The sequence below is a fragment of the Comamonas sp. 26 genome (assembly GCF_002754475.1).
Classification (GTDB): Bacteria; Pseudomonadota; Gammaproteobacteria; order Burkholderiales; family Burkholderiaceae_C; genus Comamonas.
Genome location: NZ_PEFL01000001.1, coordinates 888,896 through 913,130 on the forward strand (window position 1 = coordinate 888,896; position 24,235 = coordinate 913,130).

Annotated in this window: 25 protein-coding genes; 11 read left to right on the forward strand and 14 right to left on the reverse strand. The window is 60.4% G+C overall.

The features are described from left to right. Nucleotides 1-15 precede the first annotated feature (15 nt). Entirely contained in the window at nucleotides 16-336 is a 321-nt protein-coding gene (locus tag CLU84_RS04080) for a YkgJ family cysteine cluster protein (protein ID WP_099737851.1), read from the reverse strand. Between the two features lie 241 nt (nucleotides 337-577). On the opposite strand from CLU84_RS04080, the gene CLU84_RS04085 reads away from it, so the two are divergent. Genes CLU84_RS04085 through CLU84_RS04095 form a run of 3 tightly spaced genes read left to right on the forward strand, consistent with a single transcriptional unit; the run spans nucleotide 578 to nucleotide 3,108 of the window. Beyond that, nucleotides 578-913 (forward strand): FeoA family protein, encoded by a 336-nt coding sequence (locus CLU84_RS04085; protein WP_099736055.1) that lies wholly within the window; start codon nucleotides 578-580, stop codon nucleotides 911-913. Next, nucleotides 910-2,886 (forward strand): ferrous iron transporter B, encoded by a 1,977-nt coding sequence (locus CLU84_RS04090; RefSeq protein ID WP_099736056.1) that lies wholly within the window; start codon nucleotides 910-912, stop codon nucleotides 2,884-2,886. Before CLU84_RS04085 ends, CLU84_RS04090 begins: the two co-directional genes overlap by 4 nt. A 27-nt stretch (nucleotides 2,887-2,913) precedes the next feature. Beyond that, a complete protein-coding gene (locus CLU84_RS04095) occupies nucleotides 2,914-3,108 on the forward strand; it encodes a hypothetical protein (RefSeq protein WP_099736057.1) in 195 nt (64 codons plus the stop codon). 62 nt (nucleotides 3,109-3,170) lie between these two features. Here CLU84_RS04095 and CLU84_RS04100 read toward each other — a convergent pair whose 3' ends face one another. The 5 genes from CLU84_RS04100 to CLU84_RS04120 all read right to left on the reverse strand — a co-directional run bounded on the left by CLU84_RS04100 (nucleotide 3,171) and on the right by CLU84_RS04120 (nucleotide 6,802). Continuing rightward, nucleotides 3,171-3,734 carry a dihydrofolate reductase family protein gene (locus CLU84_RS04100; protein WP_099736058.1) on the reverse strand — a complete coding sequence of 188 codons (564 nt, stop codon included), beginning with the start codon at nucleotides 3,732-3,734 and terminating at the stop codon, nucleotides 3,171-3,173. A 147-nt stretch (nucleotides 3,735-3,881) separates the two neighbouring features. Continuing rightward, nucleotides 3,882-4,247 (reverse strand): YkgJ family cysteine cluster protein, encoded by a 366-nt coding sequence (locus CLU84_RS04105; protein ID WP_099736059.1) that lies wholly within the window; start codon nucleotides 4,245-4,247, stop codon nucleotides 3,882-3,884. Between the two features lie 123 nt (nucleotides 4,248-4,370). Next, nucleotides 4,371-4,625 (reverse strand): hypothetical protein, encoded by a 255-nt coding sequence (locus CLU84_RS04110; RefSeq protein ID WP_099736060.1) that lies wholly within the window; start codon nucleotides 4,623-4,625, stop codon nucleotides 4,371-4,373. 38 nt (nucleotides 4,626-4,663) lie between these two features. After that, entirely contained in the window at nucleotides 4,664-5,587 is a 924-nt protein-coding gene (argF, locus tag CLU84_RS04115; protein ID WP_099736061.1) for an ornithine carbamoyltransferase, read from the reverse strand. Between the two features lie 18 nt (nucleotides 5,588-5,605). Then, complete coding sequence (locus tag CLU84_RS04120; RefSeq protein ID WP_099736062.1) at nucleotides 5,606-6,802, reverse strand: aspartate aminotransferase family protein; 1,197 nt, start codon at nucleotides 6,800-6,802, stop codon at nucleotides 5,606-5,608. A 238-nt stretch (nucleotides 6,803-7,040) separates the two neighbouring features. On the opposite strand from CLU84_RS04120, the gene CLU84_RS04125 reads away from it, so the two are divergent. Next, complete coding sequence (locus CLU84_RS04125) at nucleotides 7,041-7,367, forward strand: DUF3579 domain-containing protein (RefSeq protein WP_099736063.1); 327 nt, start codon at nucleotides 7,041-7,043, stop codon at nucleotides 7,365-7,367. A gap of 86 nt (nucleotides 7,368-7,453) precedes the next feature. Here the strand turns inward: CLU84_RS04125 and CLU84_RS04130 are convergent, their stop codons facing one another. From CLU84_RS04130 to rpsT, 3 genes are all read right to left on the reverse strand, one after another. Continuing rightward, nucleotides 7,454-8,830 carry an MATE family efflux transporter gene (locus CLU84_RS04130; RefSeq protein ID WP_099736064.1) on the reverse strand — a complete coding sequence of 459 codons (1,377 nt, stop codon included), beginning with the start codon at nucleotides 8,828-8,830 and terminating at the stop codon, nucleotides 7,454-7,456. A 115-nt stretch (nucleotides 8,831-8,945) separates the two neighbouring features. After that, nucleotides 8,946-10,646, reverse strand: coding sequence for a malate dehydrogenase (quinone) (gene mqo / locus CLU84_RS04135; protein WP_099736065.1), 1,701 nt, complete (start codon nucleotides 10,644-10,646; stop codon nucleotides 8,946-8,948). Between the two features lie 321 nt (nucleotides 10,647-10,967). Further along, entirely contained in the window at nucleotides 10,968-11,261 is a 294-nt protein-coding gene (gene rpsT / locus CLU84_RS04140; protein WP_099736066.1) for a 30S ribosomal protein S20, read from the reverse strand. Between the two features lie 262 nt (nucleotides 11,262-11,523). Between rpsT and murJ the strand changes: the two genes are divergently transcribed. Next, nucleotides 11,524-13,089, forward strand: a complete 1,566-nt coding sequence (murJ, locus tag CLU84_RS04145) for a murein biosynthesis integral membrane protein MurJ (protein ID WP_099736067.1) — start codon at nucleotides 11,524-11,526, stop codon at nucleotides 13,087-13,089. A gap of 104 nt (nucleotides 13,090-13,193) precedes the next feature. Beyond that, entirely contained in the window at nucleotides 13,194-14,042 is an 849-nt protein-coding gene (locus tag CLU84_RS04150; protein WP_099736068.1) for a SirB1 family protein, read from the forward strand. Between the two features lie 4 nt (nucleotides 14,043-14,046). Here CLU84_RS04150 and CLU84_RS04155 read toward each other — a convergent pair whose 3' ends face one another. Next, nucleotides 14,047-15,105 carry an AI-2E family transporter gene (locus CLU84_RS04155; protein WP_099736069.1) on the reverse strand — a complete coding sequence of 353 codons (1,059 nt, stop codon included), beginning with the start codon at nucleotides 15,103-15,105 and terminating at the stop codon, nucleotides 14,047-14,049. Between the two features lie 37 nt (nucleotides 15,106-15,142). Further along, nucleotides 15,143-16,195 (reverse strand): phosphoribosylformylglycinamidine cyclo-ligase, encoded by a 1,053-nt coding sequence (gene purM / locus CLU84_RS04160; protein WP_099736070.1) that lies wholly within the window; start codon nucleotides 16,193-16,195, stop codon nucleotides 15,143-15,145. A gap of 360 nt (nucleotides 16,196-16,555) precedes the next feature. Between purM and hda the strand changes: the two genes are divergently transcribed. From hda to folK, 4 genes are read left to right on the forward strand one after another with little or no spacing between them, the layout of a single operon-like run. After that, on the forward strand, nucleotides 16,556-17,254 hold the full coding sequence (gene hda, locus CLU84_RS04165; RefSeq protein WP_199173682.1) for a DnaA regulatory inactivator Hda: 699 nt from the start codon (nucleotides 16,556-16,558) through the stop codon (nucleotides 17,252-17,254). A 57-nt stretch (nucleotides 17,255-17,311) separates the two neighbouring features. Next, a complete protein-coding gene (locus CLU84_RS04170; RefSeq protein ID WP_099736072.1) occupies nucleotides 17,312-18,016 on the forward strand; it encodes an HAD family phosphatase in 705 nt (234 codons plus the stop codon). Continuing rightward, nucleotides 18,013-19,581 carry a polynucleotide adenylyltransferase PcnB gene (gene pcnB, locus CLU84_RS04175; protein ID WP_099736073.1) on the forward strand — a complete coding sequence of 523 codons (1,569 nt, stop codon included), beginning with the start codon at nucleotides 18,013-18,015 and terminating at the stop codon, nucleotides 19,579-19,581. The genes CLU84_RS04170 and pcnB overlap by 4 nt, the downstream gene beginning before the upstream one ends. Continuing rightward, nucleotides 19,574-20,089 (forward strand): 2-amino-4-hydroxy-6-hydroxymethyldihydropteridine diphosphokinase, encoded by a 516-nt coding sequence (gene folK / locus CLU84_RS04180; protein ID WP_099736074.1) that lies wholly within the window; start codon nucleotides 19,574-19,576, stop codon nucleotides 20,087-20,089. The genes pcnB and folK overlap by 8 nt, the downstream gene beginning before the upstream one ends. A 117-nt stretch (nucleotides 20,090-20,206) precedes the next feature. Here folK and CLU84_RS04185 read toward each other — a convergent pair whose 3' ends face one another. Both CLU84_RS04185 and CLU84_RS04190 read right to left on the reverse strand, forming a co-directional pair. Beyond that, complete coding sequence (locus tag CLU84_RS04185; RefSeq protein ID WP_199173683.1) at nucleotides 20,207-21,175, reverse strand: tripartite tricarboxylate transporter substrate binding protein; 969 nt, start codon at nucleotides 21,173-21,175, stop codon at nucleotides 20,207-20,209. A gap of 120 nt (nucleotides 21,176-21,295) precedes the next feature. Next, on the reverse strand, nucleotides 21,296-22,342 hold the full coding sequence (locus tag CLU84_RS04190; protein ID WP_099736076.1) for a CDP-6-deoxy-delta-3,4-glucoseen reductase: 1,047 nt from the start codon (nucleotides 22,340-22,342) through the stop codon (nucleotides 21,296-21,298). A gap of 169 nt (nucleotides 22,343-22,511) precedes the next feature. Here CLU84_RS04190 and CLU84_RS04195 point away from each other — a divergent pair, with 169 nt between their 5' ends. After that, on the forward strand, nucleotides 22,512-23,387 hold the full coding sequence (locus CLU84_RS04195; protein ID WP_233210074.1) for an SDR family oxidoreductase: 876 nt from the start codon (nucleotides 22,512-22,514) through the stop codon (nucleotides 23,385-23,387). A 63-nt stretch (nucleotides 23,388-23,450) separates the two neighbouring features. Here the strand turns inward: CLU84_RS04195 and CLU84_RS04200 are convergent, their stop codons facing one another. Beyond that, nucleotides 23,451-24,161, reverse strand: a complete 711-nt coding sequence (locus CLU84_RS04200; RefSeq protein WP_233209920.1) for a DUF4124 domain-containing protein — start codon at nucleotides 24,159-24,161, stop codon at nucleotides 23,451-23,453. Nucleotides 24,162-24,235: the final 74 nt, after the last annotated feature.

A 24,235-nucleotide genomic window follows, 5' to 3' on the forward strand; every position in this document is an offset into this window, starting at 1 on the left:
AGCGCGTAGAGTGGTCTAAAGCAGTCCGCTTTCCAGTGCCGTCATGCCATTGCGGCGGCGCACGCGGTTGCAGGCGTCCGAGCCTGCAGCAAACTCGCGACAGGGCGAGGGCCGCCATTCATAAATGCCGCAACTGGCTTTTTCTCCCACTTTGCCGATCAAGGCCGCGCAACGCGGCTTGGCCCAGTCCGTTCCGCGCATGCGGCAGGTGTAGTCGGTGACTTCTTCGGACAGCCCCGAAGGAACACTGCCCCCTTGTTCCTGGGATTCATGGACGGAAAAGTCCACGCGAAATGATGCGCAGCAGGCACCGCAGGTCAGGCAGGGATGGGTCATGGCTGGGCCAGAAAAAGAGCTGGGGCGGAATTTTCTCTGCTGAATGACGCACGGCAAGGCGTCGTTTTGAAAATCCGACTGTGCTGCAGGGAAACAAAGCTCTCAAGGCTTAGAGGTAGAGCAAGTGCAGACTAATGTTCCTCTTTAGGGCTGAAAGCCACATGCCTGCGGCACTGCGGCGCACTGGGACTCTGAAGACGCCTGAACCATAATGAGAATTAAACTCAATAAAATAGCGCCCATGAGTATCTTGCAGTCCTTGGCCTCGGATAGCGCGGCCCCCGTTTTTGCGTCGGATGACGCACCAGTGACCGCGCAGGCTGCGATCAGCCTCGACACGCTGGCTGTCAACACCTCTGCCCGCGTGGTGGATCTGGTCAGCGCCAGCAATGCGGAGGAGCAAGAGCTGATGCTGCGCCTCATGGAAATCGGTTTCCTGCCTGGCGAGCATGTACGCATTGTGGCCACCGGCTTTCCCGGCCCCGACCCACTTGCCGTGCGCGTCGGTGCGGCCACTTTTGCACTGCGCCGCTATGAAGCGTCGCGGGTCATGGTGGCGGTGGAGGCAAAGCCATGAACGCGCGTGACAACCCGAAAACAGAGCAGCTCGTGCAAAACATCTCTCTTCAGAATCTGAATGCCGGCTCTGCCACTGCTGCAGACCCGAATGCGCCACTGCGCGCCGCCTTGCTGGGCAATCCCAACTGTGGCAAGACTGCGCTGTTCAACCTGTTGACTGGCGCACGCCAGAAGGTTGCCAACTACGCAGGCGTGACGGTAGAGCGCAAAGAAGGCTGGCTGAGCACGCCGGGCAAGCGCCGCGTGCGCCTGCTGGATCTGCCAGGCACCTACAGCTTGCATGCGCACAGCGATGATGAGCGCATCACCCGCGACATTGTCAGTGGCCTGCATGGGCGCGAAGCACCGCCCGAGCTGCTGATCTGCGTGACCGATGCCACGCACCTGCGTCTGAATCTGCGTCTTGTACTGGAAGCCCGTGCCTTGGGCCTGCCCATGCTGCTGGTGCTCAATATGAGCGATATGGCGCGCCGCCAGGGCATCGTGGTGGACAAGGCCAAGCTCAGCCAGGCACTGGGCATGCCCGTGATCGAGAGCGTGGGGGTGCGACTGGACGGCGGCAAAGAGCTGCTGAACTGGCTGGACAGCGAGCAGGCCCGCTCGCTCAAGGCACCGTCCATGGAAGGGCGCTGGAAGCCCAAGGCCGGGCTGGGAGCCAAGGAGCAATTGCTGAGCCTGCACCAGCAGGTGGCAGACATGATGCGCGAAGCCGTGCAGGAGCCACAGGTGGACAACCAGCGCGCAGACCGCATTGATGCGGTGGTGCTGCATCCCGTCTGGGGCACGCTGCTGCTGCTGGTGACGTTGTTTCTGATTTTTCAGGCGGTGTTCAGCTGGGCCGAGCCATTGATGGAAGGCATTGAAGGCGGGGTTGCCAGCTTTGGTCAGTGGGTTGGCAATGTCATGCCAGACGGCGTGCTGCGCAGCCTGCTGGTGGACGGCGTGATTGCCGGAACCGGCGCGGTGCTGGTGTTTTTGCCGCAGATTCTGATTCTGTTCTTCTTCATTCTGGTGCTGGAAGATTCGGGCTATCTGCCGCGTGCGGCTTTTCTGCTGGACCGCATCATGGGCACTGTGGGTCTGTCGGGGCGCTCTTTCATTCCGCTGCTTTCCAGCTTTGCCTGCGCCGTGCCCGGCATCATGGCCACGCGCTCCATCAGCAGCTGGCGTGACCGGCTGCTGACCATCATGATTGCGCCGCTGATGACTTGTTCGGCGCGCCTGCCCGTGTACGCGCTGCTGATCGGTGCCTTCATCCCCGAGCAAACCGTGGGTGGCTTGTTCAATCTGCAAGGTCTGGTGCTGTTTGCGTTGTATGTGGGCGGTATCGTCAGCGCCATGGCGGTGGCCTGGGTGGCCAAACTGTTCAGAACCAACAAGGCGCGTACACCGCTGATGATGGAGCTGCCAGCCTACCGCTGGCCCAGCATCCGCAGTCTGGCCCTGGGCCTGTATGAGCGCGCCATCATCTTCCTGCGCCGCGTGGGCGGCATCATCTTGACGGTGAGCATCGTGCTGTGGTTCCTGGCCAGCTACCCGGGTGCACCGGAAGGCGTGACAGAAGGCGCGATCCGCTACAGCTTTGCCGGCCAGATCGGCCGCTGGCTGGAAGTGGTGCTGGCACCGATTGGCTTTAACTGGCAGATCGCCATTGCACTCGTGCCCGGCATGGCCGCGCGTGAGGTGGCTGTGGGTGCATTGGGTACGGTATACGCACTGTCGGCCTCCAGCGATGACGCCATGGCCCAGCAACTGGGCCCGCTGATTGCGCACAGCTGGTCGCTGGCAACGGCCTTGTCGCTGCTGGTGTGGTTTGTGTTTGCGCCCCAGTGCATCTCCACGCTGGCCATCGTCAAGCGTGAGACCAATGGCTGGCGCTACCCGCTGATCATGACCGGCTATATGTTTGGTCTGGCCTATTTGTGCAGCTTTATCACCTACCGTGTGGCCGTGGCCTTCGGTGCGGGCTAAGCCTAGCCTGAAGAAAGGAAACAGCAAATGCAGGAAATCATTGTGGGACTGATTGTGGCGCTGGCTGCCGTGGCTTTGGTTTGGCGGCTCATGCCTTCGGCCCTGAAGCGAAAGCTGGCACAGTCGCACCCCGCGCTGGCGGGTATCAACAAGGACAGCGGCTGCGGCGGCTGCAGCGCTTGCGGGGGTGATAGCTGCGCGCCCAGTGCTAAAAAGCCCTGAGGCTTGAGAGCCGCCAAGGCAGGCGGGGTAGTCAGATAAGGCTTGAGGCGCTTTGCGGTGCCTCAGGCCTTTTTATTTCCTGGCGCGTTCTCCAGCGCGTAGTGGCTTTGCACCAGGTCAAAGTCCCAGCTGCGCGTGACTAGGTGGCGCAGCTGCACCGCGGTTTGCCCGGGGCCCAGCGGGCCAAACAGCGGCAAGCCCTCGCCCAGCAACACGGGGATGCGGGTAATGGTGATTTCATCGAGCAAGCCCGCAGCAATAAAAGACTGCAGGGTCAGGCCTCCATCCACATACAGGCGCGGCTGACCCTGTGCCGCGGCATGAGCGACGAGTTCTGCAGGAGTGCCTTTGAAGAGATGCACGCCAGCAGGCGCGTCGGGCAATTCCTTTAAGCTGCGGCTCAGCACATAGACCGGCTTGTCATACGGCCAGGGCGTGAAACCACGTACTTTTTCATAGGTGTTGCGACCCATGACCAAGGCATCAATGCCTTGCATGAATTCGGCATAGCCGCAGTCTTCGGGCGGGGTAATGCGGGCCTGGGCGGCGTCAAGCCAGTCGAGTCCACCATCGGGGCGGGCGATAAAACCGTCAAGGCTGGTGGCGATATAGGCGTAGCAGGGCATTGTGTGATTCCATTCAAACAGGAGCTGATGGCGCTTGTTTATAGATAGTTTCAGCCCTCAATGGCGCTATAACCATTGATAAGCAAGCGCAAGCAGCTATCAAAATACGGGAGCCGGCCCTTGAGTGTTATAGCTGTCTCGAACGGCTTACGCCGTTTCCTGCCACTGCTCCACTTCTCGCTCTAGCAGCACGGGCAGGCCAAATTTCTCGCGGGTATCGTGGCAACCGTAGGATGCAAACGGAAAGTCGCGGCAGGGCTTGGAGCGCTGCTCGTAAATGCCGCAGCCCATGCAGCCTTCGCCCACCTCAGGCAACTCGCGCAGGGCTACGCAGCGCACGGGGTGGCGTTCCGTGCCATTCATGCGGGCACGGTTGCCCTTGCCGGGGACTTCATGGGCCAGCTCGTCAGGCACGGTGCCGCCCATGGATTGCAGCTCGTAAATAGAGAATTCAACGCGGTAGTTCTGGCAGCAAACGCCGCAGGTCAGACAGGGGTGAACAGATTCGGTCATCGGGTTTCTTCGATTTTTCAGGCATCAGCAACGACAGCCCTTGCTCTCCTTGAGGAAAGGGGCTGTGCTCGGTCAGGGATGAGGAGGGGGTCTGCGCAAGCGCAAAACCTGGTGCCTGAGCCACTAGGTGTGGCCCTGAAGAAACTTCAGATAGAAGGTATGTATGCGCACATAAAGCGCGCGCACCCGGGCCGCAAAGCGTTTGCGCGGTCCGTAGCAGCAGGGCACGCTCCAGTGGCGTGCCACGTGGGGCTGGCGCAGGGCGCTGGCCCCAAAGCTGTGCCTGAACCCCGAGGCTGCGCGGTGCACAAACGCAAACACCGCCTGCGGGTGCGGTACCAGCAGGCGGTGTTTGAATGGGGTATGGCTCAGGTGCATGGGTGTGTAGGTATGCAGATGAGCCAGGGCGTGGGGGATCAGCCTGGCTGGCGACCCAGCAGCAGATATTCCATCAGTGCTTTTTGCACATGCATGCGGTTCTCAGCCTCGTCCCAGACCACAGATTGCGGGCCGTCGATGACGTCGGCTTCCACTTCCTCGCCGCGGTGGGCGGGCAGGCAGTGCATAAACAAGGCGTTGCCTTGGGCGGCGGCCATCATTTCGGCATCTACGCACCAGTCGGCAAAGGCCTTCTTGCGTGCTTCGTTCTCGGCCTCGTAGCCCATGCTGGTCCACACGTCGGTGGTGACCAGATCAGCGCCCTTACAGGCTTCGAGCGGGTCTTTGAAGACCTTGTAGCAGCCGGGATTGACGGGCTTGCCGTTGAAGGCCAGTTGCTCATCCACCTCGTAGCCGCCGGGTGTGCTGACGTGGACGGTAAAGCCCAGCAGATCGGCGGCCTGCAGCCAGGTGTTGGCCATGTTGTTGCCGTCGCCCACCCAGGCGACGACCTTGCCCTTGATCGAGCCGCGGTGCTCGATGAAGGTGAAGATGTCGGCCAGAATCTGGCAGGGGTGGAACTCGTTTGTCAGGCCGTTGATGACGGGCACGCGCGAGAACTCGGCAAAGCGCTCGATCTTGTCCTGGCCGAAGGTGCGGATCATCACCAGATCGGTCATGCGGCTGATGACGCGCGCGCTGTCCTCGATCGGCTCGGCGCGGCCCAACTGGCTGTCGCCCGTGGTCAGGTGAACCACGGAGCCGCCCAGCTGGTACATGCCGGCTTCAAAGCTGACGCGCGTGCGCGTGCTAGCCTTCTCGAAGATCATGGCCATGGTGCGGTCGGACAGCGTGTGGTGCTTCTCGTAAGCCTTGAACTTTTTCTTGATCAGGGCAGCGCGTTCCAGCAGGTAGTCGTATTCATCTGCCGTGAAGTCGCTAAATTGCAGGTAGTGCTTCATGCGGAATTCCTTGGAATATCAGGCAGCCAGTACGGCTTGAACCAATGGCTTGAGCTTAGCGACGATTTCATCAGCTTCGGCCTTGCTCAGGATCAGTGGGGGCACCAGACGGATCACGGTGTCGGCGGTCACGCTCAGCAGCAGGCCGGCTTCGGCCGCCTGGCCAATCAGCTGACCGCAGGGCTTGGTCAGCTCTACGCCAATCATCAGGCCTTGGCCGCGCACTTCTACATAGCCGTCAAGGCTGCTCAGAGCTGCATGGAGCTGAGCCTTCAGGTACTCGCCCACTTCCGTGGTGTGAGCCAGCAGGCCGTCTTCTTCCATGATACGGATGGTTTCAACACCAGCGCGCATGGACAGGGGGTTGCCACCAAAGGTGGAGCCGTGGTTGCCGGCAGTCAGTACCTTGGCGGCTGCATTGTGCGCCACGACGGCGCCCACGGGCACGCCAGAGCCCAGACCCTTGGCGAGTGTCATCACGTCGGGCGTAATGCCTGCCCACTGGTGGGCAAACCACTTGCCGGTGCGGCCCATGCCGGCCTGCACTTCGTCCATCATCAGCAGCCAGCCCTTGGCATCGCACAACTCGCGCACCTTCTTCAGGTAGTCGGCGCGCATTGGGTGCAGGCCGCCTTCGCCCTGAATAGGTTCCATCAGGATGGCGACGATGTTGGGGTTGCCTTCGGTGGCTTCGATCAGGGCTTCGTAATCGTTGGGGGCAATGCGGGTGAAGCCGTCGAGCAGATCGCCAAAGCCGTTGCGAACCTTGGGGTTGGCGGTGGCGCTCATGGTAGCGATGGAGCGGCCATGGAAGGCGTGGTCATATACCACGATTTCGGGCTTGGCAATGCCCTTGTCCACGCCGTACTTGCGAGCGATCTTGATAGCAGCCTCATTGGCTTCAAGACCCGTGTTGCAGAAGAACACATTGGTCATGCCCGAGCGCTCGGTCAGCAGCTTGGCCAGCGTTTCCTGGCCGGGGATATGGTAGTAGTTGCTGGTGTGGATCAGCTTGGCCACCTGATCTTGCAGGGCGGGCACCAGCTTTGGGTGGTTATGGCCCAGCGTGTTGACGGCAATGCCGCCCAGCGCGTCCAGATATTCCTTGCCGTTTACATCCCATACGCGGCAGCCCTGGCCTCGCTCCAGCGCGATAGGAACGCGGCCGTAGGTGGGCATAACGTGGGGCGAAGCTGCCTCGATGAAAGCGGTCATTGCAAGAATCTCCTGGAAAAGGAAGGTCAATGGTGCGCATTGGCACCTTAAAAATGCGAGGCTTGATTTTAGGGTGCCCTGATAACCCCAACATTGCGGATTACGCATCGTTGCCATGCAATGAGCCTAGGTCATTGTGGGGTTGACAGCACGTCTCTTATACAAGAGTTAGAATGGTTCTTTGGGTATGTTGGCGGAGATCCTGCCCGGTTGCCCGGTTTTATTTAGCGAATATTTGATGGTTACCCCTTCCAGCAAAGAACTGTTCATCATGGGTATGACCCATGCCGGCAAAACTTTTCGACCCAGCGACTGGGCCGAGCGTCTGGCTGGGGTCATGAGTCAGTTCCGCCCCGGCGGAGCCTGCGCAGGCAGTCATCTGAGCTATTCACCCTGGTGCGTGCCCACAGTGATGAACGGCACCAAATGCGTGGTGATTAACCGAGACCTGCGCGACTATGAGCCCATGGCCTGGGACTTCTGTCTGAACTTCGCCAAGGACAACGATCTGCAAGTCGCTGAAGCCTGTCTGTTGCCAGACAAGGCGCAAGCCGACAAGGGGTGAATTCTTTCTGGTGCCCAGAGGTGCCGCGCAAACGACAAAGGCTTCCATGAGAAGCTTTTTTTGTATCTGCCTGATGGTGACAGGGGTCAATGGGAGGCGGTGGCTGCGTCCAGCATTCGAGCCTGGCGCCACGATCCCCAGCGGTAATAGGCCAGGGACAGCAGCATGGATGCCAGGGCGCTGAGCGGAAAGCTCCACCATAGCGCATCAATCCCCAAAAGGGGTTGCAGCGCCCAGGCCAAGGGCAGGCGCACACACCACAGCGCTGCAACCATGATGGCCAAAGGTACCAGCACTGCACCTGTGGAGCGCACGACTCCGGCCAGCACGTTGCTCACGCCCAGCAGCATGAACGAGCCCAGCACAATGCGGTTGATGTGACGTGCGGGCTCCAAGGCCGCGCTACCTTCGGGTAGGAACAGGGCCAGCACCGGACGCTCGAAGGCCAGGATCAGGGCTGCGCAGACCCCGGTCAACAACAACTGGAAGGCCACGCCGGCACGCGCCGTGCGTGCTACGCGCGACCAGTGGCCTGCCCCCAGGTTCTGAGCGGCGATGGTGGAGCAGGCCGAGGCCACGGCAATGGCCGGCATCTGCACATAGGCCCACAGCTGCAGGGCTGCGCTGTAGGCGGCGGAAGTCTGGGCGTCATGGGCGTTGACTAGGCTCAACATCAGCACCAGGGAGAGTGAGACCACCAGCATCTGCAGACCCATGGGCAGTCCCTTGACAAGCAGGCAGCGCAGCAGGGCCGGTACGGGCCAAAGGTGGCGGCGCTGGTGCCAGCCTATCCACAGCGGCATTTTCTGCCTGCGTAGCCAGGCCAGCAGGCCCAGCAGGCCCACACTGTTTGCTACAAGGGTGGCAAGAGCCGAGCCAGCCATGCCCATGCCGGGCAGGGGGCCTGTGCCGAAGATAAACAGTGGGTTGAGTGCAGCATCGCCCAGAGCGACGGCCAGCAGGACTAAAAAAGGCGTGCGGCTGTCGCCGGTGCCACGCAGCACGGCAGCCACGAAGATCAGCAGCAGCATGGGCGGCAGTGCCAGAAACAACACACGAAGATAGTCCACGGCCAGGGCTGCGGTGGCGGGTTCAGCCCCCAGGATGTGAAGCAGGGGTGTAGCCAGAGGCCAGCCAAGGGTTGCCATGATCAGGGAGGCTCCCAGAAACAGGCTGGCGCTGGTGCCTGTGATGCGGCGCGCCAGTGACCAACGGTTTGCACCCACGGCGCGGGCCACCAGTAAATTGGTAGCCTGGCTGATGCCGAAGACCAGAGCGATCAACACAAACAGCAGGTTGTTGGCATGCACGGCCGCAGACAAGGCGGCTTCGCCCAGGTGGTGCCCGATCCAGAACGCATTGACCGAGGTGTTGAGCGATTGCAGCACGTACCCGCCCCACAAGGGCAGGGAAAAGTGCAGCAATGTGCGGCCAATGGGGGCGTGGGTCAGAGGGCGGATCATGAGGGCGGGAAGGCCGATTTGGCCAAGGGGCGGAGGCTATGCCCCAAGAAAAAACCCCGCACGGCACGGGCCGGCGGGGTTGGCACCGGCGGGGCCGGTGCGGTAGGAGCAGGGCTTAGAGCGCCTGCATTTCCTTGTTCAGCTGTGTGGGGTTCTGGGGGGCAGCGGCAGGGGCGGGAGCGGTAGCCGCTTCGGCCTTCTTGCCCAGATCGGCAGGCACGTCCACATAAGGCAGCTTCAGGGCCGAGCTGGTCATGCGGCGGATCTCGTTGGTGTAAGTCGCGTCTTCATTGATCTTGCGGCCATACGAGGGGACGATCTGCTGGATGTGGCTCTTCCAGTCGGCGCTGGCCATCTGCTCGGGGAAGGACTTCTTGAGCAGGTTCAGCATGATGTGGGGAGCGGTCGACGCACCGGGCGAGGCACCCAGCAAGGCGGCGATGCTGCCGTCTTCGGAGCCCACGATTTCGGTGCCGAACTGCAGCACGGCACCCTTTTCGGAATCGCGCTTGATGATCTGCACGCGTTGACCAGCGGTGACCAGCTTCCAGTCCTCGCGCTTGGCATGGGGGAAGTACTGGGCCAGCACGGCCTGGCGGTCTTCGTCGGTCAGCTCGGCCTGTTGCATCAGGTATTGGACCAGGTCCAGGTTGTGGATGCCCACGCGCAGCATGCCCATCAGGTTGTCATGATTGACCGAGGAGAACAGATCCCACCAGGAGCCGTTCTTGAGGAACTTGGTCGTTGCGAGTGCAAACGGGCCAAACAGCACCACGGGCTTGCCGTCGAGCTTGCGGGCATCCAGGTGAGGCACCGACATGGGAGGGGAGCCGGTAGAGGCGATGCCGTAGGCTTTCACGTCATGGCGGGCTGCCAGCTCGGGGTTCTCGATGGCCAGGAACTGGCCGCCCACGGGGAAACCGGCGTAGTTTTTGGATTCGGGGATGCCCGAGGCCTGCAGCAACTTGAGTGCGGCACCGCCGGCGCCCACGAACACAAACTTGGTCTTGACGGTCTTTTCCTTGCGGCCGTTGGCCAGATCGGCCACGGTCACGTTCCATGTCTTGTCTGCATTCTGGCGCAGGGCCGTGACTTCGCTTTGCAGGTGCAGGCTGAAGTTAGGGCTCTTCTGCAGCGAGGCCATGAGCTGCTCGGTCCAGACGCCGTGGTTCACGTCGGTGCCCAGAGGCATGTAGGTGGCGGCGATTTTTTGGCTTGGGTCGCGCCCTTCGATCATCAGTGGGGCCCACTTCTTGATCTGTGTTTGGTCCTCGGAATACTGCATTCCGTAGAACAAGGGGTTCTGGATCAGGGCCTGCTGGCGCTTCTTCAGGAAGGCGATATTGTCGTCACCCCAGACGAAGCTCATGTGCGGCGTGGCATTCACGAAGGTCTCGGGTGATTGCAGGAAGCCGCGGCCGACCTGGTGAGCCCAGAACTGACGCGTTACTTCAAACTGCTCGGCAATGCCCACTGCGCGCTTGGTTTCCACGCTGCCGTCGGGTAGCTGGGGGGTGTAGTTCAGTTCGGCAAAGCCCGAGTGACCCGTGCCAGCGTTGTTCCAGCCATTGGAACTTTCCAGGGCCACACCGTCCAGGCGCTCGAAGACCTCGATTTTCCAGTCGGGCTGCAGCTCCTGCAGGTATGTGGCCAGCGTAGTGCTCATCACGCCGGCACCAACCATCACCACATCCACGGGTTGCTCGTTCTCGGCCTTGGGGACCGAGCGGGGGAACAGTGGCCAAAATAAAAATAATAGCGTGACCAGAACCAGGGCCGCGACGGCACCTAGTCCTGCTTTGATCGATTTTTTCATGACTTCTTCTAGGCTTGACTACAGAAAAAGCCTGCGGGCAGGCAGCAGACTTTTTGCGGCGGTGTGGAGAGCAATTCCTGTAGAAGACATAAGACTCTCCGAGCTAGGGATTGTCCTAGGGAAGTCGAAAATTGACGCTAATCAATTGGTATTAGAGGCGTCAGCCAGGGGCGGAGAAGAGAGTGATGACTGCGTCTGAAAAGCAGAAAAATTGCGGGCAACAAAAAAACCGCCCGAAGGCGGTTTTGATGTTTTTGCTGACAGCGCACCCATTACAAACGGCAGATGACCGAAGTCATCCGTGCTTGGGGGAGGCTGGTATTAAGCAGCCAGAGCCAGGGTCTTGACCTTGGCGGACAGGCGGCTCTTATCGCGAGCTGCCTTGTTCTTGTGGAAGATGCCCTTGTCGGCGATCAGGTCGATCACGGACTGAGCCTTGGCAAACAGTTCAGCTGCCTTGGTCTTGTCGCCGGCCACAACAGCCTTTTCGACATTCTTGACAGCAGTACGGTACTTGGAACGCAGCGAAGTGTTCGCAGCGTTCAGCTTGACTGTCTGGCGGGCGCGCTTGCGGCCAGAAGCCAGGCGGGGGTTCTTTTTGGCTTTAGTTGCCATGATTTATTTCCTTGTGTCTGAGGATGATGTCAGCAAAGCCATGGATTGTATCACTCCCTGTGCCGCTTCGCGGCTTCTTCCCCTCCTGCTTCGCGGGAGGGGCAATGTCATCGTTACGAGGCGGCCCTTGCTTGGCATCACTGGTTTGCGGCATGTCTGACTGGCGAGATGTCGTCTGCTTCGGATCTGCATGTTTGCTACAGAGTGAAAAGCACCACAAATCGGCCTGCAGTCGCTGGCGTGAACGCATACACTTCGCTGCGTGTCACTGTTCAAAGCCGCCTCCACCGTATCCCTGATGACGCTGGCCTCCCGTATTTCGGGGCTGGTGCGTGATCTGCTCATGGCCTCCATGTTCGGAGCCAATGCGCTCACAGACGCGTTCAATGTCGCCTTCAGAATTCCCAATCTATTCCGGCGTCTGTTCGCCGAAGGTGCTTTCAGTCAGGCCTTTGTGCCTGTGCTGGCCGCCAGCAAGACCAAAAATGGCGAGGAGGCTACGCGCCAGCTGATCGGGCATGTGGCCACGATATTGTTCTGGTCGCTGCTCGTCGTCTGCGTGCTTGGCGTGGTGGGTGCTCCACTGCTGGTGTGGCTGCTGGCCAGCGGCATGCGTCAGTCCCCTGATGGTTATCACGCTGCCGTGGTGATGACGCGCTGGATGTTCCCCTATATCGGCTTCATGTCACTGGTGGCGCTTTCGGCGGGCATTCTCAATACGTGGAAGAAATTTGCCGTGCCAGCGGCTACGCCTGTGTTGCTGAATCTGAGCATGATTGCGGCAGCGCTGATTGGTGCGCCCTGGTTGCAAAAGCAGGGCATTGAGCCGATTTATGCCATGGCTGGCGGTGTGATGCTGGGCGGTGTGCTGCAACTGGCGGTGCAAATTCCTGCGCTGCGCGCCATGTCGCTCATGCCGCGCATTGGTTTTGCGCCTGCGGCTATTCGCGCCGCATGGGATGAAGCCGGTGTGCGCCGCATTCTGTCGCTGATGGGACCGGCCTTGCTGGGTGTGGGCGTGGCGCAGATTTCGCTGATGATCAACACCCAGATTGCCTCTTATATGGCACCGGGCAGCGTGACCTGGCTGTTCTACGCGGACCGCTTGATGGAATTTCCCACGGCCTTGCTGGGCGTGGCGCTGGGCGTGGTGCTGACGCCGCAGCTGGCTTCTGCCAAGGCTGCGGGCGATGACGAGCGTTACTCCAATATGTTGGACTGGGGTCTACGTCTGGTCGTGTTGCTGGCCGTGCCTTGCGCAGTGGGCTTGCTCACGTTTGCAACGCCGCTGGTGGCCACGCTGTTCCATCGCGGTGCGCTGCATGACAGCGATGTGGGGCAGATTGCGCTGGCCTTGATGGGCTATGGAGCTGGTTTACTGGGTCTGGTCGCCATCAAGGTACTGGCGCCAGGTTATTACGCCAGTCAGGATATTCGCACCCCCGTGAAGATTGCGGTGGTGGTGCTGATCATCACCCAGCTGCTGAATCTGGCGCTGGTGCCCTGGCTCAAGCACACGGGATTGGCCTTGTCCATTGGCCTTGCGGCATTGATCAATGCCACCTGGCTGCTGATCGGCCTGCTGCACCGCGGCACCTACAAGCCAAAGCCCGGCTGGCTGAAGTTTATTGCACAGGTGATTGCTGCCAGCGTGCTGCTGGCTGTGCTGCTGCTTTGGGGCAGCCAGCATTTTGACTGGGTGGGTCTGCGCAGCAATGGCTTGCTGCGTGCTGGCCTGCTGGCCGCCCTGATGGCTGGAGCTGCCGTGCTGTACTTTGGCGTGCTGATGCTGTCGGGGCTGAATCTGCGCCAGTTGCTGCGCCGTTAAAGGTTCAGCTGTCCATGAAAATGTGAGCGGCTTGCGCACGGTTTATCGGCGTATCAAGGGAATTTCGCTTGCAACTCGCTCATAAGCGGCTTACAAAGCCGCTTATGAGCTGGACGATTGACGAGTACCCCACTGCCCTGAATTATTTTGCGTCTCTGGTGCAAAGCGACGATAACTTTGCATTGATGGAGGCGGCCATCAGCATTGCGCAAGATGCCGAGCCTGACCTGGATCTGCAATCCGCGCAGGCCGAGCTAGACCGCCTGCAGGTGCGGCTGGTGCAGCGTCTGGCTGGCGAGGATGATGGCTTGCGCAAGCTCAGTGCACTCAACAAATTCTTTTATGGTGAGCTGGGCTTTGCGGGCAACCTCAATAACTATTACGACCCCGCCAACAGCTATATCCACCATGTGTTGCAAACGCGGCGCGGCATTCCCATCAGTGTGGCGCTGATCTGGCTGGAGCTGGCGAACAGCATTGATTTACCGGTAGAAGGCATCAGCTTTCCCGGTCACTTTCTGGTCAAGGTGCGTTTGCCGCAGGGGCAGGTGGTGCAAGACCCTCTGACGGGCGACTCTTATTCAGCCAATGCGCTGGCAGAGCGGCTGCAGCCCTTTCTCGATCAAACAGGCATTACGCCTGAAGATGCGCCGCCGCTAGGTCTGTACCTACAGGCTGCCCACCCGCGCGATGTGATGGGGCGCATGTTGCGCAATTTGCAGGAAATTCACCATGCCCAAAAAGACTGGGCCATGTTGGTGGCTGTGCTCAATCGCCTGATCTTGCTGCAGCCTGAGCGCGATGAGCTGTACCGAGACCGGGGTATGGCGTATGCCCAATGGGGAGTGCCTGCAAGAGCGCTATTGGATCTGGAGCGCTATGCGCTTGTTGCGCATGGGCTGGAGGCTGATTTGATCGCCAAGGCTATTGCCAGACTGCGTCAAGCGGGTTGATGGCTCATACCAGCTGCGCAGCTTCCAGCTCTTTCTTGAGGTAGGCGTAGAACAGCGGGGCAGCCACCAGCCCAGCGGGGCCAAAAACGGATTCAGCCACAAACATCACGGCCAGCAGCTCCCATACGCCCATATGGGTGCGAGTGCCTACTACTTTGGCGTTGATGACATATTCGGCCTTGTGAATCAGGATCAGAAAGCCCAGGCATGCTGCAGCAGCAACGGGCGAGACCGACAAGCCCACCAGCGTCAGCACGGCGTTGCACAGCAGGTTGCCGACGATGGGAATCAGTCCGGCTACAAACGTCAGGGTGATCAGGGCCGGGGTGTAGGGCAGTTGCAGCTTCCAGATCGGCAGGATGACCAGCAGAAAGATGGAGGTAAGCAAAGTGTTGAAGGCCGCAATCCAGAACTGGGCCGCCACGATTTGCTTGAAGGCCAGCGCAAAGTGGCCTATGCGCTGCTGCAGCGCGCAGACCAGTGGGGGGCGGCGCGCGGTAATGGGGCGTACGGCGGCTAGCGCGCCAATGATCAGGCCCACATAGGCGTAGAGCAGGCCGGTGAGCCAGGCGCGGCCCGCATTGGCCAGCACGCCGGCTTTGGCGGCCAGGTAAGTGGCCAGCTTGCGCTGAATGTCTTGGGCGCCGTCAGGCAGTTGATCAGCAATGTCTGAAGGCAGCTTTTCGCGCAGCTCAAGCACCGTGGTTGCCAGGTAGTCCAGTAGTTCCTTGTACTGGGCTGGCGCTTCGGTGATGTAGGTGCGGGTGTGTGACAGGGCGCCGCTAAGCAAGGCCAGCGGCGCCAGAATCACGATGGTGGTTGCGACCACCTGGGTCCAGCGAGGGAGCTGGTTGCTGTGAAAGGCGCGAGGATTGGCCCGAGACAGCAGGCGAGACAGTGCGCGGGTAAGCATGAAGCCCACGCACACGCACAGCAGGCCGGGGAGTATCCCCTGATGCATGACGAGCAGCAGTGCCGCTCCCATCAACAAGTAACTGGCCAATATGACCTTGGGCGAAGGACCCGGTTGCGTCGTGATGGGGGCTGGCAAATGCTGCGTCATTCAAGCTCGGGGTAGAGGGGCTGTATTGAAGATGTGCTTAGCGTACTTCAACCGGCTTGCCTGCACCAATTTCTGCGATGGCGCCGATGGTGTAGACCTTCTCGCCCAGCTCGGCCAGAGTGGCTGCTGTAGCGGCTGCGTCTTCTGCGGCCACCACAACCACCATGCCGATACCATTGTTGAACGTGCGGTTCATTTCGATATCGTCAATGCCAGCTGTCTTTTGCAGCCAGGCAAACAGCTCAGTCTGGGGCCAGCTACCGGCTGTCAGGTGAGCGGCAGTGCCTTCGGGCAGCACGCGGGGAATGTTTTCCAGCAGACCGCCGCCGGTGATGTGGGCCAGCGCCTTGATGGGGTGCTTGTCCAGCGCCGCCAGCACGTTCTTTACGTACAGGCGGGTGGGTTCCATGATGGCGGCCTTGAAAGACTTGCCGTCCAGAGTCTCGGGCACGGAGCCTTGGGCTTCAGCGCGCTCGATGCACTTGCGCACCAGCGAGAAACCGTTGGAGTGCACGCCGTGCGAGGCCAGGCCCAGCACCACGTCGCCAGGCTTGACGTTCTGACCGGTCAGGATCTTGGACTTTTCGACAGCGCCAACCGCAAAACCTGCCAGGTCGTATTCGCCGTCGGGGTACATGCCGGGCATTTCAGCGGTTTCGCCGCCGATCAGTGCGCAGCCAGACAGCTCGCAGCCCTTGGCGATACCGCCAACCACGGCAGCAGCCGTATCCACATTCAGCTTGCCGCAGGCAAAGTAGTCGAGGAAGAACAGGGGCTCGGCGCCTTGCACCAACACGTCGTTCACGCTCATGGCCACCAAGTCGATGCCCACGGTGTCGTGCATATTCCACTCGAAGGCCAGCTTGAGCTTGGTGCCCACGCCGTCGGTGCCGGAGACCAGCACGGGTTCCTTGTAGCGCTTGGGCACTTCAAACAGCGCGCCGAAGCCGCCGATGCCAGCCATCACGCCATCGCGCATGGTTTTCTTGGCCAGAGGCTTGATGCGCTCAATCAGTGCGTCGCCAGCGTCGATATCAACGCCTGCGTCTTTGTAGGAAATGGGGGTAGAGGAGGATGCTGAAGAGCTCATCGATGGGTCCGGTGCGGGGAGCGCCCTGCATGGGCGGGAAACCCCGGGATTCTACGGCGCTTACCTTGTTCTCGGGTGCGGGCCGACATGCGCCAAAGGGTTTTGCTGGAGCATTCATAGCCTGACTACAACAACGGCAGTAGGCAAAATCAGCCTGAACTGGCTCAGGGGCTGCCAGTGCAGACTAAAATTAGTGCTTTTGTTACCGCGCGATCGGGCCAGTGCATTTTTGCGGGGCTTGATTGGAGTGCATATCCAGGCCACCGTCTCCTTCACATTGATGCTGATAAATCTCCTGCCAGATTTCGCCGCATGGGCTGTTGAATGCCCAGGAAAGGGGGCGCTGCGCGTATGCCGCAGATGAAGCAACTGGCTCTGGATATCAGCACGGCTCCCGGCCCGACCTTGTCGCGTTTTTTTGTGGGCCCCAACGCTGCCCTGATTGACCATCTGCGTCACTGGGTGGGCGATGGTCAGCTTCAAAAAACAAGAACGCCAGTACCCACTTACCTCTGGGGTGAGGCGGGGTCAGGAAAAAGTCATTTGCTCAAGGCTGTGCGTGAAGCGCTGCGCGAGCAGGGCGCCATGGTGGGCTGGATGGATGCCTCCACTCCATTTCCTCCAGCGTTTGATGAGCGCTGGATTGCCGTGCTCATGGATGATGTGGACATCTACACCCCTTTTCAGCAGGCGCGGGCCTTCAACTGGTTTGTGAATGCCACAAGCCCTGCGACCGGCTTGCCGCGCTGGGTGCTGGGTGCCGGACAATTGCCAGTGGCTGACCTCAAACTGCGTGAAGACCTGCGCACCCGCCTTGGCTGGGGCCATGTCTATCAGCTGCATTTGCTCGATGAACCCGCACGCCGCGCCGTGCTGCGACAGGAAGCCGATGCCCGCGGTGTGTTTCTGAGTGACGACGTGATGGATTACATGCTCAGGCGCTTCTCACGCGATCTGGGATCTTTGATGCAACTGCTGGACATGTTGGACGGCTTTGCATTGCGCAGCAAACGCGCCATCACCATCCCGCTGCTCAAAACCATGCTGGAAACTGAGTGAAGCCGAGTGCCTTGCTCCCCGCTTTGGCCATGCCACAGCCCTTTTTGTTGGATTTGCATGTCGACTGCTTCTGAATTGCCGAACAAGCCAAAGCTGGCCCTTTTTGATCTGGACCACACCTTGCTGCCGCTGGATTCTGACCACGGCTGGGGCGAGTTCTCCATCGCTATTGGCTGGTGCGATCAGGAGGCCTTTGGTCGCCAGAACGATGCTTTTTTTGAAGACTATCAGGCTGGGCAGCTCAATATTCCCGACTATGTGCGCTTTGCCACGGCTGCCGTGGTCGAGCATGGCGAAGCGGAATCGACTGCCGCTCATCAGCGTTTTATGGACGAAGTGATCCGTCCAGCCATGAAGCCTGCTGCCATTGAACTGGTGCAAAAACACCTGAATGCGGGCGATACCGTGGTCATTACCTCGGCCACCAATGAGTTTGTGACTGGCCCGATTGCCAAGGCTTTTGGCGTGCAGCACCTGCTTGCCACCGAGCTGGTGCGCGATGCCAAGGGCTGGTTTACGGGCGAAATTGCCGGCATTCCAAATATGCGCGAAGGCAAGGTTGTGCGCATGACCGAATGGCTGGCAGAGCGAAACCTGCGCTGGGAAGACGTGGAAGCGACTTTCTACAGCGACTCCATGAACGATGTGCCCCTGCTTGAAAAAGTGGATCACCCTGTGGCCACCAACCCCGATGCGCGCTTGCGTTCCCTGGCCGAGGAACGCGGCTGGCGCATCGTGGACCTATTTAGCGAAGCACCATGATCAAGACCATTATTGACAAGCTCCTGGGCAAAGCCCCGGCGGCCCCCCGTTCGCGCAAGCCCAAGTTTGGCAAACGTGATGAAGTGCCGGTGCAAGTGCACGGCATCGACCCTAACCTGGTGGATCGCCGCGCCGTAGATGTCGTGCAGACCCTCAAACATGCAGGTTTTGAAGCCTATGTGGTGGGCGGTGCCGTGCGCGATCTGTTGCTGGGCTTGCGTCCCAAGGATTTTGACGTGGCGACCAACGCCACGCCCGAGCAGGTCAAAAACCTGTTTCGCCGAGCCTTCATCATCGGCAAGCGTTTCCGCATCGTGCACGTAGTCTATGGCCGTGGTCGTGAAAACGAGGTTATCGAAGTCTCGACCTTCCGCGCCTTTCTGGATAACAGCGCGGCCGAGCAAGTCAGCGGCAATGAACGTACCAGCAAGAACGAGCTGGCGGGCATGAAGCATGCCGTGGACGCCAGCGGCCGCGTGCTGCGCGACAACGTCTGGGGTCCGCAGGACCAGGACGCCACGCGCCGTGACTTCACCATCAACGCCATGTATTACGACCCCGAGACACAAATCGTGGTCGACTATCACGGCGGTATTGCAGACGCCAAGAAGAAGGTGTTGCGCATGATTGGCGACCCGGCTACGCGTTACCGCGAAGATCCGGTGCGCATCATCCGCGCGGTGCGTTTTGCCGCAAAGCTGAGCAGCAAGGACTTCAAGCTTGAAGCCAAGACCGCCAAGCCGCTGGTTGAATGCGAGCCGCTGCTGCAGGAAGTGCCGCAAAGCCGCTTGTTCGACGAAATGCTCAAGCTGCTGCAAACTGGCCACGCCATTGCATCGGTGGAGCAGCTCAAGGCGCTGGGCCTGTCGCGCGGCATCTATCCGCTGCTGGATGTGGTGATGGAGCGTGCCGACCACCCGTTTGTGCAAGCCGCGCTGATGGATACCGACCGCCGTGTCGCCGAAGGCAAGCCGGTGGCCCCCAGCTTCTTGCTGGCCTGCGTGCTGTGGCAAGACGTCAAGCAAGGCTGGGAAAAGCGACTGGGTAAGGGCTATCACCCCTTCCCCGCGCTGCAGGAGTCGATTGACGAAGTGTTTGACCAGCGCATTGGCGATGTGTCGGGCCGCGGCAAGCTGGCTGCGGACATGCGCGAAATCTGGGTCATGCAGCCCCGCTTTGACAAGCGCACAGGTGCAACGCCTAACTCCATGGTGGCGCAGCCGCGCTTTCGCGCTGGTTTTGACTTTATGCGCTTGCGTGCCGACATTGGTGAGGTGGAAGAGAGCCTGGCCAGCTGGTGGCAGGAATTCCAGCACGCCGATGATGCCCGCCGCGCTGACTTGATTGCTCAGGCCCGCGATGAGCAGCGTGCCCGCCAGCGTACCCAGCAGCAGGCAGCGCCCAAGGTGCACCGAGTGGCGAAGAAAAAAGCCGAAGGCGAGGCCGCGAGCAGTCCGCTGGAAGAAGTCGCGAGTGAAGTCAATGAGGGCGATGCGCCTAAAAAGCGCCGCCGTCGCCGCCGCAAGCCCGCAGCAGGCAGCGCAACCACCGGTGGTGATGAATAAGCCTGACTCCGCTTTGGCTGCCTTGGCAGCTGATACGGTGGCCATTGGTCTGGGGGCCAATCTGGGGGATGCGCAGCAAACGCTGAGTTGGGCCGTGCAAGCCCTGGCCCAACTGGCGCAGACGCAGTTGCTGGCCGTTTCTTCGCTCTACAGCACCAAGCCCATTGATTCGTCAGGGCCGGATTATCTGAACGCTGTGGCGCTGGTGCGTACCCAGCAGGCACCACTGGCGTTTTTGCAAGCGCTGCAAGCACTTGAGTTGCAGGCCGGACGCGAGCGTCCCTACCGCAACGCGCCACGCACGCTGGATCTGGATATCGAGCTTTGGGGCGAATGGCGCTCGGAGGATCCGGTGCTGATCGTGCCCCACCCCTGCATGTGGGAGCGCGCTTTTGTGTTGGTGCCGCTGGCTGAAATTGCACCTCAGTGTGTGAGCGCCGAGCAGCTACAGGCCGTGGCCGATCAGGGTATTGAACGCAGCCAGTCGCAAGGCTGGTGGCAAAAATAAACTACTGTTTTGATAGCTGCTAGCGCTTATTTATTAAGCGCTAGAGGTCTGAAACATTAAAACCCCGGAGCATCGCTGCTGCCGGGGCTTTTTGTATCAACGTATCGCTAGATTGACTCAGTCAACCTTGGCGCCAGAGGCCTTGACGATGGGCTGATACTTGGCGCGCTCTGCGGCCATGAACTTGTCGAACTCGGCTGGCGTGGAGCCCACGGGTTCAGCCATGAGTGTGCTGAAGCGCGTCTTGGTCTCTGGGGCTTGCAGGGCGTCGTTGAAGGCCTTGCTCAGCTTGTCCAGTACGGGCTTGGGTGTGCCTGCGGGTGCCACCAGACCCCACCAGGTGTCAATCGCAAAACCGGGGTAGGTCTTGGACAGAGCGGGTACGCCGGGCAGCAGGGGCGAGGTGTTGAGCGATGTTACGGCCAGCGCTACCAGCTTGCCGCTCTTGATATTGGGGGCGGCGGCAGCCAGGTTGTCGATATTGAAGTCCACCTCACCCGACAGCAAGGCCAGCTGGGCAGGGTTGGCACCGCGATAAGGCACGTGCAGGGCGAAAATGCCTGCCTTTTGCTTGAGCATTTCACCGGCCAGATGGCCTGCAGAGCCATTGCCGCCGCTGCCGTAGTTCAGCTTGCCAGGGTGGCTCTTGGCGTAGCTGATGAGGTCAGCCATGTTGTGAATGTTGAGCTGGGTAGCCTTGGCGGCATTCATCACCAGCACATTGGGCACGCGCACCATCTGGGTGATGCCGGCAAAGTCCTTGCCTGCGTCGTAGGGCATCTTGGCATAGAGCCAGGGGTTGACGGCATGGGTGGCGGTTGCTGCCAGACCGATGGTCAGGCCATCAGGCAGGGCCTTGGCAATCGCGTCGGCACCGATGTTGCCGCCCGCGCCAGCCTTGTTGTCGATGACGACAACGCCCAGCGAATCACGCACGCGCTCCGCCAGTGCGCGAGAGGTGATGTCCAGCGGACCACCGGGCGCATAAGGCACGATCAGACGAATGGTTTCTTGGGCCTGGGAGAGGGGGGAGGTCATGGCAGCAACAGCCGCCATGACCGAGAGAAGGCTGTTTCTACGGTTCATAGCTCACTATTGTGCAAAAAATTGCAACCCTGTCAGACAAGGTAGTTATTCAAACAGGAATTTTGCGCGTAAACCCCGATGAAAGATGGAAAGCATCGGGGTTCGCGCTATTAAAGGTACTTACTTGTCGGCTTCGGAGGTGAATGCATCCGCATAGAACTCTTCGGCAGGCAGGGCGCGTTCGCTGGTATAAGCGGCGCGGGCCGAATTCACCACGATAGGAGCGCCACAGGCGTAGACCTGATGACCGGACAGATCGGCAAAGTCGGCCATTACAGCCTGATGCACAAAGCCGGTGCGGCCCGTCCAGGCGTCTTCAGGCAGAGCGTCCGAGATCACGGGTTCGTACTTGAACTGCGACATGGCGGCAGTGTGCTCGGCAATCCAGCTGGCGTCATACAGGTCAGCAGGGCGGCGACCACCCCAGTACAGCGTGGTGGGGCGATTGATGCCCTTGTGGCGCATGTGCTCGATCAGTGCCTTGATGGGGGCAAAGCCGGTGCCAGAGGCAAGCAAGATGATGGGCTTGTCTGAATCCTCCCGCAGGAAGAAGCTGCCGAACGGGCCTTCCACGCGCAGAATTTCTTTTTCCTTCATGCCGCTAAAGACATGGTCGGTGAACTTACCGCCTTCCATGTGGCGAATGTGTAGTTCAAGGCCGGGCGTGGTTTCCTGCACATGAGGGGCGGTGGCCATGGAATAGGCACGGCGGGCACCGTCGCGCAAAATGAATTCGACGTACTGACCGGCGTGGTACTGGAATTTTTCGCTGGCGGGCAGTTGCAGGCGAACCTGCATCACGTCGTGCGATTTTTTCTCCAGCGCGGCCACGCGCACGGGCATTTTCTTGATGGGGAAAGAGCTGGCATCGGTCACCTGGCGCGACTCCAGCACCACATCGCTGTGGGGCGTGGCGCAGCAGGTCAGCACATAGCCGCTGGCTTCTTCATCGGCGCTCAGGGCCTTGTCAGAATGCGTGCCGTGGCTTACATCGCCGCTGATCTTCTTGCATTTGCAGGAGCCGCAGGCACCATCTTTACAGCCGTAGGGCAGGCCGACGCCGGTGCGGATCGCTGCGGCCAGAATGGTTTCAGCGCCTTGAGTGGCAAAAGAGCGTCCGCTGGGCTGGACGGTAATTTCAAACGAAGCGTTGGCAATCTCGGTCATGGCGTTTTATAGGTATCCTTGAAGGCGTAACTGGCAGTCATTGCCCAGCGTTGCTGCATTCGCAGCAGCGTGGATGACCCTCTATTCGTGTACGCAGCAGGCCCCGATTTTGCCCTCAAACCAAAGCCCATTGGGTGCGCTACCAGCGCGCTTTCGTCGTGAACGTGTATTGATCGCTGGCTATGGCGATGTCGGCCAGCGGGCGGCCCGGCTGCTCGGCAGCAGAGTCAAGGTGCTGGCGTTGAGCCGCAATCCAGAGCGTGCCGCTCAGTTGCGGGCGCAGTGCGTCTTGCCGCTGTGGGGTGATCTGGATGACATGAGTAGCTTGCGCCGGCTGGCTGGCATCGCCACGCGGGTGCTGCATCTGGCTCCTCCGCCTGCGCTGTCGGAGGCTGAGGAGGGCTGGTGGCTAGATGCGCGCACCACGGCACTGATGCAGGCCCTGCGCTTGCGCAGCCTGCCGCGCAGTCTGGTCTATGCATCGACCTCCGGTGTGTATGGTGACTGTCAGGGGCAATGGGTGGCTGAGACTAGGGCCGTTGCACCCACCACAGGCCGGGCGCAGCGCCGCGTGAATGCTGAGCGGGCTGTGCGCTTTGCCGGGCGCTCAGGCCTGCGGGCCAGCATCTTGCGTATTCCCGGCATCTACGCGCCTGACCGCGAAGGTGGCACGCCGCGCTCGCGCCTGCAGCGGGGCACGCCGGTGTTGCTGGCAGCCGATGATGTCTATACCAACCACATTCATGCCGATGATCTGGCCCGTGCCTGCCTGCGGGCGCTGTGGCGCGGAAAGCCGCAGCGCATCTATCACGCCAGTGACGACACGCAGCTGAAGATGGGTGATTACTTTGATCTGGCCGCCGATCTGTACTGCATGGCCAGGCCATCGCGTATTTCGCGTGAACTGGCGCAGACCGAGCTGCCAGCCAGCTTGTTGAGCTTTATGAGCGAGTCACGGCGGCTGTCGAATCAGCGACTCAAGAAAGAGCTGGGGCTCAGGTTGCGCTACCCCACAGTGCTGCAAGGCTTGCTTGAGAACGCATAGCGGTTCGGCAATTGGTTCGCGCAAACGCTGAGGCACCTTCAAAGTGCTGTCGCTCAGGGGGAATCACGGTATCGGATGAACACCGCCGCGGTTGTCGTAGCAGCGGAAGACATTGCAGTTGACGATCTTGGCCGGCGGCTGCGATGGAGTCGGGCGCACCGGCGGATATCCATGGGGTGGCCGGCCATAACCCCATTGTGGGCGGTTGATGGCATTGGGCTGCAGCGCCCGGGTTTGCTGCAGTTGCTGATAGGCGGCAGCGCCTAGGCAGCTCATTTCCATCTGGGCCTGGGCGGCCTGACTGCGCTCTCCCCAAGTGGCAGGGTCGGGATTGGCTTCGGCCAGGATGGCGTTGTAGCGTTCACGGGCCTGGCGGCAGGCGGGGGAGTTTTCTAGGTTGCCACCAGCCCGGGCCTGCGCTCTCTCCCCGGCTTCGCGTTCCTTGCGCTCCTGCTCTTCACGCTGGCGGCGCTGTGCCTCAGCACGGGCTATCTCGGCTTTGCTGCGCTCTCGGGCCTTGAGGGCGCGGGCTCGTTCGGCTTCAATTTCTTCGGCGCTTTGTGGGGCTTGAATTTGCGTGCTCATCTCGCCCGAGATGCAGCGGCCGTTGGTATAGGTCACCTCGCCGGTCTTGGCGTCCACGCAGCGCAGGACCTGGGCCTGGGCGTTCAGAGTTGCTCCGAGCATGAAAACAAATAGCAATCCAACGCTTTTCATGGTGAAACGAGGATGGAAATAATGAAGGTTGGTGGTGTCGCCAGATAGCCGTGACATATATGACTCCTCACTTGACATCAAGAAAGAGGTAGAGATCAGTCACCGGAGATTACAGGCAACTGATTGCTCTT

Coding starts and splice junctions, on each gene's coding strand:
- CLU84_RS04110 (WP_099736060.1), bottom strand. CDS start 4,625: ATGCACCTGAGCCATACCCCATTCAAACACCGCCTGCTGGTACCGCAC.
- CLU84_RS04100 (WP_099736058.1), bottom strand. CDS start 3,734: ATGCCCTGCTACGCCTATATCGCCACCAGCCTTGACGGTTTTATCGCC.
- CLU84_RS04090 (WP_099736056.1), top strand. CDS start 910: ATGAACGCGCGTGACAACCCGAAAACAGAGCAGCTCGTGCAAAACATC.
- CLU84_RS04125 (WP_099736063.1), top strand. CDS start 7,041: ATGGTTACCCCTTCCAGCAAAGAACTGTTCATCATGGGTATGACCCAT.
- purM (WP_099736070.1), bottom strand. CDS start 16,195: ATGAGCTCTTCAGCATCCTCCTCTACCCCCATTTCCTACAAAGACGCA.
- hda (WP_199173682.1), top strand. CDS start 16,556: ATGAAGCAACTGGCTCTGGATATCAGCACGGCTCCCGGCCCGACCTTG.
- CLU84_RS04185 (WP_199173683.1), bottom strand. CDS start 21,175: ATGAACCGTAGAAACAGCCTTCTCTCGGTCATGGCGGCTGTTGCTGCC.
- CLU84_RS04170 (WP_099736072.1), top strand. CDS start 17,312: ATGTCGACTGCTTCTGAATTGCCGAACAAGCCAAAGCTGGCCCTTTTT.
- pcnB (WP_099736073.1), top strand. CDS start 18,013: ATGATCAAGACCATTATTGACAAGCTCCTGGGCAAAGCCCCGGCGGCC.
- CLU84_RS04190 (WP_099736076.1), bottom strand. CDS start 22,342: ATGACCGAGATTGCCAACGCTTCGTTTGAAATTACCGTCCAGCCCAGC.
- rpsT (WP_099736066.1), bottom strand. CDS start 11,261: ATGGCAACTAAAGCCAAAAAGAACCCCCGCCTGGCTTCTGGCCGCAAG.
- mqo (WP_099736065.1), bottom strand. CDS start 10,646: ATGAAAAAATCGATCAAAGCAGGACTAGGTGCCGTCGCGGCCCTGGTT.
- CLU84_RS04150 (WP_099736068.1), top strand. CDS start 13,194: ATGAGCTGGACGATTGACGAGTACCCCACTGCCCTGAATTATTTTGCG.
- CLU84_RS04095 (WP_099736057.1), top strand. CDS start 2,914: ATGCAGGAAATCATTGTGGGACTGATTGTGGCGCTGGCTGCCGTGGCT.
- CLU84_RS04120 (WP_099736062.1), bottom strand. CDS start 6,802: ATGACCGCTTTCATCGAGGCAGCTTCGCCCCACGTTATGCCCACCTAC.
- argF (WP_099736061.1), bottom strand. CDS start 5,587: ATGAAGCACTACCTGCAATTTAGCGACTTCACGGCAGATGAATACGAC.
- CLU84_RS04085 (WP_099736055.1), top strand. CDS start 578: ATGAGTATCTTGCAGTCCTTGGCCTCGGATAGCGCGGCCCCCGTTTTT.
- CLU84_RS04155 (WP_099736069.1), bottom strand. CDS start 15,105: ATGACGCAGCATTTGCCAGCCCCCATCACGACGCAACCGGGTCCTTCG.
- CLU84_RS04105 (WP_099736059.1), bottom strand. CDS start 4,247: ATGACCGAATCTGTTCACCCCTGTCTGACCTGCGGCGTTTGCTGCCAG.
- folK (WP_099736074.1), top strand. CDS start 19,574: ATGAATAAGCCTGACTCCGCTTTGGCTGCCTTGGCAGCTGATACGGTG.
- CLU84_RS04200 (WP_233209920.1), bottom strand. CDS start 24,161: ATGTCACGGCTATCTGGCGACACCACCAACCTTCATTATTTCCATCCT.
- CLU84_RS04080 (WP_099737851.1), bottom strand. CDS start 336: ATGACCCATCCCTGCCTGACCTGCGGTGCCTGCTGCGCATCATTTCGC.
- CLU84_RS04130 (WP_099736064.1), bottom strand. CDS start 8,830: ATGATCCGCCCTCTGACCCACGCCCCCATTGGCCGCACATTGCTGCAC.